Origin of the sequence: Puia sp. P3, assembly GCF_050632245.1 — a bacterium.
In the GTDB taxonomy this organism is placed as follows: domain Bacteria; phylum Bacteroidota; class Bacteroidia; order Chitinophagales; family Chitinophagaceae; genus Puia.
In genome coordinates, this window is sequence record NZ_CP192583.1 from 1985812 (window position 1) to 2000259 (window position 14448).

At 55.9% G+C, this 14448-nt stretch carries 17 protein-coding genes and 4 pseudogenes; 7 read left to right on the forward strand and 14 right to left on the reverse strand.

Annotation, left to right across the window (positions count from 1 at the left end; translation table 11 throughout):
- Positions 1-152: 152 nt before the first annotated feature.
- The 6 genes and pseudogenes from ACQ86N_RS11990 to ACQ86N_RS12015 form a co-directional block, all read left to right on the forward strand.
- Positions 153-962, forward strand: coding sequence for a VWA domain-containing protein (locus ACQ86N_RS11990; RefSeq protein WP_431215352.1), 810 nt, complete (start codon positions 153-155; stop codon positions 960-962).
- Entirely contained in the window at positions 938-1186 is a 249-nt protein-coding gene (locus tag ACQ86N_RS11995) for a hypothetical protein (RefSeq protein ID WP_431215353.1), read from the forward strand. Before ACQ86N_RS11990 ends, ACQ86N_RS11995 begins: the two co-directional genes overlap by 25 nt.
- Positions 1187-1203: 17 nt before the next feature.
- A complete protein-coding gene (locus ACQ86N_RS12000) occupies positions 1204-1773 on the forward strand; it encodes a YfbK domain-containing protein (protein WP_431215354.1) in 570 nt (189 codons plus the stop codon).
- A gap of 20 nt (positions 1774-1793) precedes the next feature.
- Positions 1794-1961: pseudogene (locus tag ACQ86N_RS12005) on the forward strand (isocitrate lyase/phosphoenolpyruvate mutase family protein); the annotation flags it as partial.
- Positions 1962-1972: 11 nt separating this feature from the next.
- The gene (locus ACQ86N_RS12010) at positions 1973-2626 is read left to right on the forward strand and encodes an isocitrate lyase/PEP mutase family protein (protein ID WP_431217375.1); all 654 of its coding nucleotides are present in this window, start codon (positions 1973-1975) and stop codon (positions 2624-2626) included.
- Between the two features lie 82 nt (positions 2627-2708).
- Positions 2709-4997: pseudogene (locus tag ACQ86N_RS12015) on the forward strand (ligand-binding sensor domain-containing protein); the annotation flags it as partial.
- A 704-nt stretch (positions 4998-5701) separates the two neighbouring features.
- Here ACQ86N_RS12015 and ACQ86N_RS12020 read toward each other — a convergent pair.
- The 14 genes and pseudogenes from ACQ86N_RS12020 to ACQ86N_RS12085 form a co-directional block, all read right to left on the reverse strand.
- Positions 5702-6436 (reverse strand): LytR/AlgR family response regulator transcription factor, encoded by a 735-nt coding sequence (locus ACQ86N_RS12020; RefSeq protein ID WP_431215355.1) that lies wholly within the window; start codon positions 6434-6436, stop codon positions 5702-5704.
- A gap of 95 nt (positions 6437-6531) precedes the next feature.
- Positions 6532-6951, reverse strand: coding sequence for a hypothetical protein (locus ACQ86N_RS12025; protein ID WP_431215356.1), 420 nt, complete (start codon positions 6949-6951; stop codon positions 6532-6534).
- A gap of 19 nt (positions 6952-6970) precedes the next feature.
- On the reverse strand, positions 6971-7105 hold the full coding sequence (locus tag ACQ86N_RS12030) for a histidine kinase (protein WP_431215357.1): 135 nt from the start codon (positions 7103-7105) through the stop codon (positions 6971-6973).
- The gene (locus ACQ86N_RS12035) at positions 7102-8466 is read right to left on the reverse strand and encodes a sensor histidine kinase (protein ID WP_431215358.1); all 1365 of its coding nucleotides are present in this window, start codon (positions 8464-8466) and stop codon (positions 7102-7104) included. Before ACQ86N_RS12035 ends, ACQ86N_RS12030 begins: the two co-directional genes overlap by 4 nt.
- Positions 8463-8591 (reverse strand): hypothetical protein, encoded by a 129-nt coding sequence (locus ACQ86N_RS12040; RefSeq protein WP_431215359.1) that lies wholly within the window; start codon positions 8589-8591, stop codon positions 8463-8465. The genes ACQ86N_RS12035 and ACQ86N_RS12040 overlap by 4 nt, the downstream gene beginning before the upstream one ends.
- Before the next feature lie 72 nt (positions 8592-8663).
- A complete protein-coding gene (locus tag ACQ86N_RS12045; RefSeq protein WP_431215360.1) occupies positions 8664-9260 on the reverse strand; it encodes a diheme cytochrome c-553 in 597 nt (198 codons plus the stop codon).
- On the reverse strand, positions 9253-9501 hold the full coding sequence (locus ACQ86N_RS12050) for a hypothetical protein (protein ID WP_431215361.1): 249 nt from the start codon (positions 9499-9501) through the stop codon (positions 9253-9255). Before ACQ86N_RS12050 ends, ACQ86N_RS12045 begins: the two co-directional genes overlap by 8 nt.
- A 24-nt stretch (positions 9502-9525) precedes the next feature.
- A pseudogene (locus ACQ86N_RS12055) lies at positions 9526-9726 on the reverse strand (NmrA/HSCARG family protein); the annotation flags it as partial.
- Between the two features lie 19 nt (positions 9727-9745).
- A pseudogene (locus ACQ86N_RS12060) lies at positions 9746-10192 on the reverse strand (NmrA family NAD(P)-binding protein); the annotation flags it as partial.
- A 21-nt stretch (positions 10193-10213) separates the two neighbouring features.
- The gene (locus ACQ86N_RS12065) at positions 10214-10744 is read right to left on the reverse strand and encodes a hypothetical protein (RefSeq protein ID WP_431215362.1); all 531 of its coding nucleotides are present in this window, start codon (positions 10742-10744) and stop codon (positions 10214-10216) included.
- Between the two features lie 104 nt (positions 10745-10848).
- Positions 10849-11034 carry a hypothetical protein gene (locus ACQ86N_RS12070; RefSeq protein ID WP_431215363.1) on the reverse strand — a complete coding sequence of 62 codons (186 nt, stop codon included), beginning with the start codon at positions 11032-11034 and terminating at the stop codon, positions 10849-10851.
- 12 nt (positions 11035-11046) lie between these two features.
- Positions 11047-11430 (reverse strand): OmpA family protein, encoded by a 384-nt coding sequence (locus ACQ86N_RS12075; protein ID WP_431217376.1) that lies wholly within the window; start codon positions 11428-11430, stop codon positions 11047-11049.
- A complete protein-coding gene (locus ACQ86N_RS12080) occupies positions 11394-12305 on the reverse strand; it encodes a hypothetical protein (protein WP_431215364.1) in 912 nt (303 codons plus the stop codon). The genes ACQ86N_RS12075 and ACQ86N_RS12080 overlap by 37 nt, the downstream gene beginning before the upstream one ends.
- A gap of 81 nt (positions 12306-12386) precedes the next feature.
- Positions 12387-12833: a c-type cytochrome gene (locus ACQ86N_RS12085; protein ID WP_431217377.1), complete on the reverse strand. Its 447-nt coding sequence runs from the start codon at positions 12831-12833 to the stop codon at positions 12387-12389.
- 655 nt (positions 12834-13488) lie between these two features.
- Here ACQ86N_RS12085 and ACQ86N_RS12090 point away from each other — a divergent pair.
- Positions 13489-14184, forward strand: coding sequence for a hypothetical protein (locus tag ACQ86N_RS12090; protein WP_431215365.1), 696 nt, complete (start codon positions 13489-13491; stop codon positions 14182-14184).
- Positions 14185-14448: the final 264 nt, after the last annotated feature.

A 14448-nucleotide genomic window follows, 5' to 3' on the forward strand; every position in this document is an offset into this window, starting at 1 on the left:
CATCGGATATCAGGCGGTCAGGGCGGGCACTGGCCAATCCGGTGAAGAGCCTGCGGGCGGAGTAAGCTGCTGGCTGGCACTGCATTTGCATATTGTGGATTTGCAAATGTGTCGTATCTTAATAAGGATATTGCCGGTCAAAAATAACTTTATTGAAGCTACATCTACTTTTATTCGCCTCTATATTCACTTGCTCCGTCCCAGCGTATTCCCAGTACTTCTTTACAGGAGAGGTGAGGGACGTACATGGCGACAGGCTGCAGAACGTCGCAGTCCTCGTCCGGTCCACCGGCTCACTCTATAAGACAGGTCTCGAGGGTAATTTTGAGATCAGCTCGCGGAACAGTGAGGACTCCCTGCTTTTTGCAATGCCGGGGTATGAGCCCTACCGTATGGCCATCCGGTCGGCGGATTTTGTGCAGATCACCCTTAAGATGCGGGTCCCTGCGCCGGCAAAAAGGGGCAGGCTTTTATCGGCGACCTCCGGTGCAAAGGTCTCTTTCCCCGCGGATATCGACGGGATGTCCTATCCCATGATCCGCCGTTTCCTGGACATGGGGATGCCGGTCCCGGTGGAAGCGGTCAAGGTCGAAGAACTGCTCAACTATTTCAATCTGTATTATGAAGAGCCGGCCGACGGAGCCTTATTTCATTGTGCGTCCAGGCTGATGTCCTGTCCCTGGAATTTATCGCATCGGCTGTTGTATGTAAATACCTGTGCGCGTATCAGTGACCGTCAGGGAACGCCGCCGGCCAACCTGGTCTATCTGATCGATGCGTCCGGGTCGATGGATATGCCGCGCAAACTTCCCCTGATAAGGTCGGGTTTTCCTCTGCTGATAAAGAATCTCCGGGACAACGACAACGTGTCCGTCGTCGTTTTCGGCGGCAGGGTAGAGTCGCGGTGCAAGGCGTACCCGGTTCGAAAAAGGGACAATTGCTCTCGGTCATCGAAGGGTTGAGGCCGGATGGTCCCTCCCCGGGTATCGAAGGTCTCAAACTCGCCTATCAGGTGGCGAAGCAGCAGATGGTGCCCGGCGGTAATAACAAGGTCATTCTGATCACAGACGGAGATATCAGCAATGGAGGCTCCGGCCGCCAGGAGTTGGGGAGACCTGATCGACGAACAGGCGCAGGCCGGTATACGCCTGTCCTGTATGGGGGTAGGAATGGACAGCATCCGTAATTCCGAACTACCACTGGATGGCCAAGACGGGGCATGGCAATTTCGCGGCCGTGGAGGAGACGGAGGATGCGGAAAGGGTACTGCTGAACGAGCTCGGGCCGAATGTCTGTACCGTCGCGGACAGTGTCTGTATCACCGCCGGATTTGACACCAGCCTGGTGAAGGAATACAGGCTGATCGGATTCGACAGGAGCGCGTCCATGGACAGCGCCCGCGGATTGGAAGGCGGGAAGGTCGCTTCCGGTCATTCGGTGGTGGCGCTTTTCGAACTGGTTCCGAAAAAAGATTCGGCCGATATAGAGAACATCGCCGATATCACCATCGGCTATTGCCTTCCAGGCAAAAAGGGCGCGTTAAAAATTGGATTCAATTGTCCCAACCAGTTGATTAACTTTGACAGGGCTTCGGTTGAACAACGGAAGGCCGCCTGTATTGCGCTGTTTGGCATGAAGCTGAAAGATCCCGGCTATGCGTCGGGGATATCCTGGGCCGATATCGAAAAAATGGCCGAGGAAAAATTTCTCGGCGAACAACGTGCTGGACAGGAATTACCTCGGCCTGGTGACACAGGCCCGAAGAGTTTATGAACACAACAAATAGAGCTGCTATGCCAATTTCTCGCGCCGACAAGGCTGCTGCCTTTAAATCTCTCCACGAGCGTCCGGGCATTTTTGTTATCCCCAATCCGTGGGATGCCGGCTCTGCCAAAATGCTGGCGAGCCTTGGCTTTGAAGCGCTGGCTACGACCAGCGGAGGGCTGGCCTTCTCGCTCGGAAAGCCGGACAGCTGGCGAAGGTCACCAGGGACGAGACCCTGGCGAATGTGGCATCGATCGTCGAAGCGACGGCTCTTCCGGTGTCCGCAGACCTTGAGAACGGTTTTTCCGACTCTCCGGAGACTGCGGCGGAGACTGTATTGCTGGCAGCAAAGACCGGTCTTTGCGGCGGGTCGATCGAAGACGCGACGGGCCATCCGGAAGACCCGATCTATCCCTTCGACCTGGCCGTAAGGCGTGTCCGGGCCGCGGTGAAGGCTGCACGCAGCCTTCCGATACCTTTTATGCTCACGGCACGCGCGGAAAATTTCCTCAAGGGCCGGCCGGATATGGATGATACGATCCGCCGTCTGGTGGCCTTTGCCGAAGCAGGCGCCGACGTGCTTTTTGCTCCGGGTATTCGGACCGCCGAAGAGATCTCCGCGGTCGTAAAGGCGGTAGCCCCCAGGCCGGTGAACGTCATCATGGGCCTTGCGGGAAGCCAGCTAACGCTGAAGGACCTCGGGGCGCTCGGTGTCAGGAGGGTGAGTCTCGGGTCTTCGCTGGCGCGTGCCGCCTATGGGGCATTCCTGCATGCGGCGGAAGAGGTGCAGCAAAAGGGGACCTTTACGTTTGCGGATGACGCGGTGCCTTACAGCACCTTCAATTCGATACTGGGCAAATAGTGCATGAACTGTCAAAAAAAGGGTATGAACTGGCCGGGTTCCCGCCCATTCCGGCTTATCTTGTCCGACAAATCCGTCGTAATTGCGCATTCTCCTATACAGCCTGCTTTTCCTCTGCCTTAGTGCCGGCCGGCTTGCCGCCCAGCACCAGTATCTTTTTACCCGGCTGGGCATCCCGGATGGGCTGGCATCGAATTCGGTGATGTCTTTGCAGCAGGATAAAAAAGGCTATATCTGGATAGGAACGAGCAATGGGCTACAGCGCTATGACGGATACCGTATGCTGCTGTTTCAGCACCGGCTGAACGATTCGCGCTCGCTTCCCAATAACGTCGTGCAGCAGCTGCTGCTGGATAAGAACAACCGGCTTTGGATCCGCTCGGCTTTTAACAGAGTGGGCTATATGGATCTTTCGGACCTGAAGTATCACGAAGTTCCTACGATCATCTCCGAAGACGACCGGAATAAGGGCAAGGGGCGTCTTTTTACCGACAATTCGGGGCATATCATGCTGTTCCTGTTCAACCGGGCCGTCCTGACCTATGACGAAAAGATCAAAGCCTTTCATCCGGGAGGAAGGCCCTTCCCGATGCCGCCGGGCTGGATGGCCATCGCCTTTTTTCAGGACAGCACCGGCAATTGCTGGATGGGGTCCGATTCTGGGCTTGTCAAATACAACCCTGTCGCACAAACCCTGTCATACAGAGGGCACAACCCCGACAACGACGTTGTCATCTCTCATTTTGGCAAGTATACGAATATTGGTTTTCCGTATCTGGACCGAACCGGCCGATTCTGGGTGATGTACTGGCCGTTCGGCGGCTGGGGAGCCAACTATTTCAGTGTGGACGTCAGAACGGGAAAGGAACATAACTGGAACCCATCCATCGGGCACGAATTGCAGGGACGGTATAATGAAATGAACCAGATCTCGGAGTCCAGTGATGGAACGGTGGTGCTGGCCGGGGTCAATATGCTGCTGGTTCTGCGGCCGGGCAGCGAGGCGTTCGAACTGGTGCGTCCGAATGCCAGCGGCGAATTCAGCCTGTACTATGACGTAGTGCAGCAGTGGATCGAAGACAGGGAGCAAAATATATGGCTGGCCACGGACAGAGGACTTTACTGGTTCAACCCCGGCCTCCAGCATTGTCACGCCGTAGCCAACCGAATGCCGGGGAGGGACAGCGTTTATACTTCCGAGGTGACCGGGACCAGGCAGTTACTCAATGGCGATATCGTCGTCAGTACCTGGGGAGATGGTCTGTTCGCCTATGACAGCCTGTTCAGACCGGTGAAACGGTGGTACATCGAAAACCTGTTTCCGCACAACGAGCGGCAGAACCAGGCCTGGTGTGTCATCCAACGGCCCAACGGAGACATCTGGAGCGGGCACCAGCACGGCTGGCTTTTTGTCTCGCACTGGGCAACGCATAAGACGGAAGAACTGGTTTTGCCGATCTTCAAACACAGTACGATCCGCCAGATGATTCAGGACAAGGCCGGCAATATCTGGATGGGGACGCATCGCGGCGACCTTATCCGCTGGGACGCGCGGACGGCCGGCTATCAGTTGATGAGTTCGCTGAATGGCGCGGTGCAGCGTCTGTATCTCGACCATTGCGGGGACATCTGGGCCTGTACGGAAACGGAGGGCGTATACCATATACGGCCGGCGGACGGCGCCATCCTCCACCACTATACGACCACCGATGAGGAGGGCAGCAGGCTCAGCGGCGTCGGAGCCGCTGATATCGTCCAGTATTCCGACAGCCTGTATATCATTGCCACGCACAACCTCGATATCCTGAACGTCCGTACCGGACGGATCCACAGCGACACGAGTATTCATGGGGCGCTGTTCAGCGGCGCGACCAACGTGCTTCTCGACAGGAAGGGCTATGTCTGGATAACGAACTCCGAGGGGCTTCACAAGCTGAATTTTCCCAAGCAATCGGCAACGACCTTTTATGAGATGGACGGCGTCGGCAGCAACGGGTTCAATATGGGTTCCTCGGCAGAGCTGAAGGACGGCCGGGTCGCGATCGGCACGACGCACGACGTGCTCGTGTTCCAGCCGTCGCAGTTCAGAAATTCAGAGTCGGCGCCGAACGACGTGGAGATCACCAGCATCTCCGTGCACAACCAGCCCCTGTCTGTCGACTCCATCGAAAAGCTGCAGCAGCTGGAGCTGCCATTTGGCGAGAATTCATTGCGGATCTCGCTGTCGACGCTTGCCTACCAGGACATCGGCGAGATCATGTACAGGCTGGAAGGCCTCGATAAGGACTGGCTCGAGAACCGGTCGGGTGAAGCTGTATACAACTATCTTCCGCCCGGCCGCTATGTCTTTAAAGCGCACGGCACCAATGCTGAGAAACTCTTTAGTCCGCATATGCGCGAGCTGTCGGTATACGTTCAGGGGCCTTTCTGGCGTAGCTGGTGGTTCTTCTGTCTGGTGCTGCTGGCGGGTGCGGCCCTGCTGTATATACTTGACCGGCAGCGGATGCAGCGAAAGGCCGCGCTGGAGAATATGCGGAGCGATATCTCCAACAACCTGCACGAAGAGGTCAACCAGGCGCTGCAGAATATCAACGTGCTCAGCGAGATCGCAAGGATCAAGGCGGAGAAGGACCCGGAGCAGGCCATCAACTATATCAACGAGATCCATCACAAAAGCCATAATATGATCATTGCGATGGACGATATGCTGTGGGCAATCGATCCGGTCAACGATAATATGGCGAAGGCGATCGACCGGATGCGGGAATTCGCGGAGGCGCTGAACCACCGGCACGGCGTTCGGATCAGGCTGCATGCTGCGGCCGGGGTAGAGCATCTGCACCCGGATATGAATATACGGCACGAGCTGCTGCTGATCTACAAGCTGGTGCTTCGTGTAGTGGTGGAAGAGGCCAATGGACAGGACACGCTGGTTCAGCTGGATCAGGATCACGGCATGCTGAACCTGAGCATTTATTCTAAGGGGATACGCATCGACCATCGCAGCGGCCGTTCGGTGCGACTGATGGAAGAGGCGCGTAGCCGGGCCGCGGCCATCCGCGGCGCCCTCGACCTTCATACCGATGAAAAGGGGACGACCGTTCTCTTTATTTGCCCATCCAGCTTTTTGAAATCGGTCACTTTTTCCCGGCTGACCAGCGCCTCTTTTTCCAGTGCGGGGCGAAGACTCAGGATGAGGCGATTGCCGAAGTATTCCTCGATCCTCTCGATACAGCCGGGACTAACGTAAAAGGCCCGGCTGATGCGGAAGAACATCCGCGGATCGATCATTTCTTCCAGCTCGTCCATCGTATAGTCGACGACGAACTTCCGGCTGTCGGCAGTCCGGAAGAAGTTGAGCCTGCCGTCGCTGAAGAAATAGGCGATCTCGCCGATCCCGATGCTGACCAGCTTCTGCCCGTGCTTGACGAGAAAGCGCTGCCGGTATTCCTTTGGTTCCAGCTGCCGCCGCAGCTCTTTCAGCAGGACGTCGAGGCGGGCTTCTCCTTCGGGTGTTTCTTTTGTCGCATAGCGGAGATTCATCTGGCGGTACTTGTCGAGAGCGAGCTGCAGCTCTTCTTTCTGCACAGGCTTGAGCAGGTAGTCGATGCTGTTGACCTTAAAGGCTTTCAGCGCGTATTCGTCGTAGGAGGTCGTGAAAATGACGGGGCTGGTGACGTCGATCAGCTTGAAGATCTCGAAGCTCTGCCCGTCGGCCAGTTCGATGTCCATCAGGATCAGGTCGGGCGCGGGGTTCTGCTGGAGCCATTCCACCGTGCTTTTTATGCTGTCGGTGACGCCGGCGACCACGGCCTCGTCCTGTATCGATAGCAGGGTCTTTTGTATCTTCTTTACGGCCAGCTTCCTCGTCTTCTACTATCAGAATGTTCATAGCGTTTAGAGTTTTAATTGTTATTCCAGATAAGCGGCAGTACCACCATAAAATTCTGTTCCCCTTCCACGATTTGAAAACCCTCTTCCTTCAGCAGCCGGTATTTTGCCTCGATGTTGCGGAGCCCTATGCGGGTGGACGTAACAGCCAGCGTCTTGCGCTGCAGGTTGTTATTGACGACCAGCCGGTTGCCGGCCGTCGTGAATATATCCATGATCAGGGGTTGCTGTCGCGAGACGATATTGTGCTTGACGGCATTCTCCACCAGCAGCTGGAGGCTCAGGGAGGGCAACTGATAGGGAAAATAGCGCCGGTCGATGTCCATGTTCAGCTGGAGGCCTTCCCCGTATCTTGTCCTGAGCAGCTGAAAATAGGACTGGATGAACCGGATCTCTTTTTCTACCGTGCTGACACCGCTGTCGTTGTTTCGCAACAGGTAGCGGTAGACCTTGCTAAGTTCGTCCGAGGAACCGTTCGGCCTCCGTGCTGTCTTCCTCGATCAGGGACGAGAGCGTATTGAAACAATTGAAGAGGAAGTGCGGGTTGATCTGCCCCTTCAGGTTCTCGAACTCGTGCTCCATACTCATTTTTCCAGAAGGGTCTTTTCCTGCAGGCTCTCCCGGTACTTTTCCAGCAGAAACAACACTTCCCACAGGGTGTCGAAGAGCAGGTTGATCGCAAGTCCGATGAGGTAGCCCCATTTCAGGTCGCGGACGTGCATCTGATAGCCGAGAATATGCCAGCGGTCATAGATCCAGAAGATCAACAGGACGGATGGCGTCATGATAAGGGGATTGGTCAGGGCCTTATACAGGATGCGCTTGCGGGTCTCCTTCAGCGTCGGAAACTGCCGGCGGATCGCGTGGTCGTACTGTATATGCGCATACCAGGATACGATGCCGATGCCGTAGATCAGAGGCCAGCTGAACGTCCATACACGCCAGTCCGTGAGGAACCGCCCCGGATAGAGGATGGCGTTATAGGCGAGCACGATGAAAGGCATCGATAGCCAGAAGCCCAGGATCTGTACTTTCAGAGGTCGTGAGAATTTCATGATGACGGCTCGCTTTTTTCGATGAGGGGTATGCGGACGGACCGGCTTGCCGGCGTCTCGTGGATGACTATTCCCTGACTGCCCAGCAGCCTGTATTTGCCGACCAGGTCGTCCAGCCCTTCCTCCTCGGTCGGGGCCGTCGCCCGTGACGGGCTTTGGCTGAACGGTATTGGTGACCATCAGCGAGCCGTCCTGGAGCGTCCGGATATCGATGCCCAGCGGTTCGGACTTGCTGAATGCATTCCTGTAGATGATATTCTCGAGGACGACCAGCAGGCTCATCGGCGCAATCTTTTTGGTCTCGTCGGCCGAGTCTATACGGATGTCAAAATCGAGGGCGGGGCCAAACCTCGTCTTGACCAGATAGAGATAGGCGTCGATGAACTTCATCTCTTCGCCGAGGTCGACCAGCTGCTCTTCCGCGCCTTTCAGAAGATAGCGATATACCCGGGTCAGCTCGTCGAGGAATTTCTCCGCCTCCTGTTCATTCTCCTGGATCAGGCTGGACAGGGTATTGAAACAGTTGAACAGGAAGTGCGGATGCAACTGGCGTCGCAGGCTCATCAGCCGGCTTTTCTGGTAGGCGCTCTGCAGGCGGTCGGTCTCCATCATCGCGGCCTTCCATTTCTCCCAGCCCAGGCCGGCCTCGTTGACAAAGGTCAGGATAGCGCTGGCAAGGCAGGCGAAGCCCGTCACCCACCACTGCATGCTGCGCTGGACGGAGCAGTCGCCCATGGGCACCGCCTCGTACAGCAGGTAGACGCCCTGAACGGTCAGCAGGTTCATGACGCTGAACAGGGGCAGCATGATGCCGGCCCGCCTGTACAGCTCGTGATCGCCGGGAAAACGTTTCTTCACCAGCATGGCGGCCATTCCGAATATCGAATAGATCACCGCGAAATAGAGCGCCGAGATACCCAGGCGGGAGAAAAACTGCCGATGGATGACAAGGTACAGTAGCCGAAGAGCAGGAGGTTGATCAGGACAGTATAGGGCAGCATAAACCAGACGAAGATCATCGGCTCAATTCTGCTATACCGTCGTATCTGCATAGGTTAGTTAGGGTGGTCAAATTACTATAAAAAATTCATTTATTTCACTGCGGGCGGCATTCCTCCCGGGGGAATGGGCTGCGGCACTGTATTGTTCACCGGCTTTGTCGTCTTCAGGAAGGCGTAGATGCAGCGCAGGTCCTCGTAGCTGAGCTTGCGAAAGTTCTCCCATGGCATGGGTGGCAGCAGGGGCCGGCCCTGTTCCAGCCCCTTCCATTTGCCTTCGCGGATGCAACGGATGAACTGGGCTTCCGTCCAGTTGCCGATGCCGGTGGGGTCCGAGCTGATATTGGCTGCGAAGGATATACCCCGGGGACCTACCGAGGACGTAAGGTCGCCCCCAAAAAGGATCCAGTTCTTCGCGGTGGTTGCGTCGAAGCCCGGCAACGGCCTGCCGGCGGGGTAGCCGGAGAACCGGCGCGAACTGTCGACCTCGGGGCCGTGCGGTCCCATTTTCTTTGGAGAATGACAGTCGTCGCAGCCGATGGCGTTGACGAGGTACCGCCCGCGTTTGACGAGCTGGATAGGGTCGGCGATGGGAGGGGTGAATCCTTCGGAACTGACCTCGTTGCAGGCAATGCAGATGACGAAGGTTATAATAGTGAGGGTTCCAGTGGTCGAGTACTTCTTACGCATATTCGGTATCGTTTAAAAGTTGGAGAAATCGGCGTTTGTTCTTTACGAGCCAGGATTCGAAACTCTGCATTCCAGGGTTCATGCAGTAGCTTTCCATGAGATGCTGGCTGCGTCTGGGGATATAGAGCCGCTGTACCTCGAACATATTGGCCAGCTCTTCGGCGCCGGGAAAACCAAAACCGGAGTATACGTCGCGCTGGATATGGTTATAGCGGACGGTCAGCCCCAGTACCCGGCTCATGATCGCTGCGTATTCTTTACAGCTGCGGTCCTCGCCTACGACTCCGACGGTACGGTGCAGATAGATCTCCGGACAGGCAAATACCTGGGCTACGATCGGGCCGATGTCTTCGACGCTGGCCATAGCCAGGCGCGTGTCCCCTTGGGGAAAGCCGAAATAGTAACAGCCGTCCTCTCTTTTCTGCGGCGGAAAAAAGGAAAAGAAGTTCTCGTAGTAGAAGGCGATATGTACGAAAGCTGGCGGGCAGGGCCAGCGAGCGGGTGTAGTTCTCCAGCGCGGCCTTTATATCGCAGTGCGGGACGGGTAATTGCCCGCTGCTCAGCTCGAGGTAGGGCGGCAGGCTGCTGTAGACGAAATGGGAGATGCCGGAGTCTTTGACGGCGTCTATAAGATTCCTGCCCTGCTGGAATTCCCTTTCATAGTGTTCCCAGAAATTGGTGAGGCCGAAGACGCCATGGCAGCCCTTCATGGCGGCGACCAGGCTGGTTTTGTCGCTCAGGTCGCCTTCCGCGAGCTCTGCTCCGGCGTTCCGGAGTTCTGCGGCCTTGTCTGATTTTGCGTCGCGGGTAAGGCAACGTACGGTATAGCGTTTGGTGTTGAGCAGGGCGCGGGCTACGCTGCCCCCCTGTGCGCCCGTGGCGCCGGTTACGAGGATGGTGGGGTGTCCTCCGGGGAAATGGTGTTGGTACATGGTCTTTAGAGTTTGAGGTTGTTATTGTAGTTCCTTGATCCAGTTGTCGGTAAAAGGTTTTGCGATTTCATAGACGTCCTTTCCTGCGCGATAGATCATCTTCCAGTCGTTGCTCTTGTATTGGAATTCGGACTTGTCGAAAATTTGTTTGCCGTTCTTTTCGTGGGTGGTGGCTGAGAAGTCGACAGTGGCGGCGAGGGTGAGATATTTTTGGATGCGCCGTTTGACGAATGTACGGCTGTCTTCCGGATATTCTTCCTGCCATTGCGCGGTATATTTTTTATAGTCCTCCAGTTCTTTTTTCCGCCGGTCCAGCTGGCTCTGGTAGAGCATCTCTATCGTCTGGCTGTTAGGGCTTTGGTAGTCCGACAGGTTCTTTTTGTGCATCTCCAGTATCGGCTGCATGACCTTTTTCATGTCGGCGTTACCGGTGTTGATGGCGTTCTCCGTACTGGCGAGTAACTTCTTCGTCTCGGCGATCTTGTCCTGGCGGATCTGTTCTTTTGGTCTTGTGTAGTCGACGGGCTCGGAGGGTTTGGAATCCTTGCGCATCCTGTCATAGGCGGACTTGAAGACCGGGCCGGAAAGATACTGTTTTGTATAGGCCAGCAGGTCGGCGGTAGCTTTCCCGCGATTGGCGATGTTCTTTGCGGTTTTCAGGCCTTCATAGTGGAAATAGCCGTCGAGAAAACTTTTTTGATCTTGTCGGCGCCGTCCTGCTGGGTGATGCCCGGCTGCTGCCAGATGCCTTCCGCGAGGCGGGGAGCGACGACGAAGGAGAAAAGATTGCAGCTCAGCAAGACCAGGACTGCGGCTGCGCTAAGGCGAATGGTCTGTTTCATTGTTTTGTCAGATTAGAGTTTGATAAATTCGACGCGTCTGTTCTGGGCGCGGCCTTCTTTTGTCTTGTTGTCGGCGACGGGTTCGGTCTCGCCTTTGCCGTCGGTGTCGATGCGGGCGCCGTCGATCTTCCATTCGCTGCCGAAGAAGTCTTTTACGGCGGCGGCGCGTCTTTTCGAAAGTTCCAGATTGGCGGCATCGTCTCCGTCGCTGCTGGTATGGCCGACGATCTTTATCCGGACCGACGGATTCTCTTTGAGTGCGGCGGCGAGTTCTTTCAGTACGCCGTAGGATTCGGGACGGATTGCGGCGCTATTGGGATCGAAGCAAATACCGGTAGTGGAGAATTTTCCCTCTTCGATCAGGCGGTGGCGGGTATCGGGAAGACCGGTGGCGATGCGGACGTTGCCGACGTAGCTACGCCGTAGCCTTCTTCGGGATAGTTGGTGCTGCCGACCTCGAGGCGCAACTGGTTCATGGTATCGGCGGTGGGAACGCCCTTTGGCACGTCGAAAACCTTCAGCTCGTTGACCCAGCACCGATACCGTTGTTTTTGCACCTGGATGGCGACGTGCATCGGTTGTCCGTACCAGTTTTGAAGTTGACCTATATTGATGAGGTCGCCTTTGAAGGTGGAGGATTTTTCTTTGAAGGCTTCGAATATCGCTCTGGAGCCGTTGTTCTCAAAGGGGGCGATCGTTGCCGTGGCGGAGGCGTATTGCCGGTAGTCCTTCAACAGACTGTTGTCGTCGGGCGACAGGTCGCGGCTGGCGAGCAGGGAGACGATGAACTGCGGATACATCCACCCGTTATTCTTCAGCTGCAGGAGAAGGTCGAATTCGACGGTATAGTCCTGTCCGAAGCTGTTGTTGCTGCCGGTCAGATAGGACACGGATTTGTGAAGACGGAGCCAGCGACCGGCGAATTTGTCGAGGGTAACGACCTCGCCGGTTCCGGTGCTGTTCCAGCCGGTGGGTAGTTCGCCGATGGACTGCTCTGCGAAGTCTTCGGCGTAGAGAACTTTTTCGCCGGCGACAAAATCGTATTTGGAAAAGCTGGCGAGGGAGGGCTCGGTGGCGGAGGGTGCAGGCGCGGTCGCGGGCGCGCCTTTGCCTTCTGCCTCGTCGAGGGACTTGTCCATGGTTTGGTCGACCCTGCGGTCGATGCGCTGGTTGATCTTGTTCTTTGCCTTGTTGATCAGGCTGCCGAACTGGCCGTAACTGTGGCCAGCCAGCAGCAGGGTGAAGAGGAGTATAGGAGTAGCTTTTGACATGATGGTGTTTTTATGACGGTGCAAATTTGGGTCGAAGCGGGGCGCTGGGCAATGCCGGGGCGTATGAGCTGAGCTTTTTGGTTAATGAACTGCGGGCATTTTGGCAGGCTTCAAAGTCCTGAGGTATTGATATACGGCTTTCAGTTCGTCGTCCGACATGCGGCCGAAACTATACCAGGGCATGGGGCTGCCGGGGACCAGTTTGCCTTTGCGGAAACGATTGATGAAATCCTGCTGCGACCAGTTGAAGATGCGGCCGGAGGAGTCGGGGGTCAGGTTGGGTGTGACGAAGCCTTCGACATTTCCGCCGCCGGCAAAGGGCGCCCCGGTAAAGGCCCCGGAGATATCGCGCTGGGTGTGGCAGCCGTTGCATTCCGCGATGCTGTGGGTGATGTATTTTCCGTATGCGGCGGTAGTGTCGGCCTTTACAGCCCTCGGGTACGGGTCCGGAAGGTCCGACGGGTTTGACGAGAAAAGCCCTGACGATATAACCCAGCGTATTGGGCCGGTCGGCGGGTACCTTGTGATATACCGGCTTCTGTGCCCTCAGCCAGGAAATGACGGCCCTGAGGTCTTCGTCGCTGAGATTGTGGAAGGGCATGAAATCGTATACGGGAGTACCGTCGGGGTGTACGCCGTAGCGGAGTGCGCGGGCAATCTCTCCATCGCTGAAATTTCCGATGCCGGTCGCTTTGTCGGGCGTGATATTCTTTGAATAGATCGTGCCTACGGGGAGGTTGAAGGCGACGGCCCCGGTGAGGGGCGGGTCCTGTCCGAGTGCGACGAGGGAGTCGGGGTTATTCGGATTGTGACAATTGATACAGTGAGCCGGGCCGAATACGAGGTGGCGGCCGCGGGCGACGGTGGCGCTGTCAGCCGATGCCGTTATGTTGGGATAAGGGGCCGTGTAGTGAAGATTCTGGCGGCAGAGGACCGTGATCGTCAGGATGGTGATGAAGGCGCCGAGCACGATACCGGTCCATTTAAGGATTCTTATAAAACGTCGCATGGTTAAAATTTTGCGCCAAGCTATAGCACGGAGGGTTGCCCGAAAATGGCGCAGAGTATGAGTTGAGGCATTCGATGGATGGAATGGGGGTTGGAGATAGCGTTTTCAATTCGTCCGGTAGTAATGACAATTCATACAGGGGAAGGTTTTCAACGGCCCAGGAGGATGACATCTTTGCGGAACAAAATCAAAAACACCAACAATGAAAAAGATTGTCATCTTCTTTTTTCGCTGATCGTGCTGGCTTCGTGCAAGAAGCACAATGACGGTGATAACGTTTTTAAGGGCCCGGATCAGCAATTCCAGGGCGGGAAGGCCTGGACCTGGCTGCAGACTAATAAAGATGGTCACCCGGAAATGATGGCCATAGCCATCGATCAGGCGGCGCTGTCAACCCTCGATCCAGGCAATGATGAGTCGCATTCAGCGTCGGATGAGCTGTCGCTGAAGTTCCATCCGAAGGCGGCTGTCACGCCATTTACACACGCGCTGCTGGAATGGAACCCCCACGGACACGAGCCGGCCGGGATATACGACAAGCCGCATTTCGATTTCCATTTCTATATTCAGTCTGAATCGGAACGGCTGGCTATTCCGCCATATATGCAGGATTCTTCCAAATTCCTCCTTTTCCCTGCGCAGGGATACCTCGCCCCAAACCTACGTCCCTTCCCCGGCGGGGTGCCGGAGATGGGTACGCACTGGGTCGACGTCACGACGCCCGAGCTGAACGGTCAGCCTTTTACCCAGACCTTCCTATATGGAACCTATGACGGTAAGGTGACGTTCTACGAGCCGATGATCACCAGTGGCTTTTCTGGACGCGAATTCCGCCTTCGAGCGGGTAATTCCCCAGCCGGCAAAATATAGGACGAACGGATATTATCCCACGACGATGCAGGTGAAGAAGGAAAATGGGGTATTGAATGTGATCTTAAAAGGATTTGTTTACAGGACGGCATCGTAAAAAATGCAAATAATGCAGAGTTAATAGTTACGGGGGCCTTTTCCAGGGCCCCCTTTCTTATTTGGGAGGAAAAGGCTAAAATATGGGAAGCTTGTGTCGGTAGAAGTTAGTTGATTTGTTACATGAGTATTAAAAGAAGAGATTTTATCCGTCTTTCCGGGCTGGCA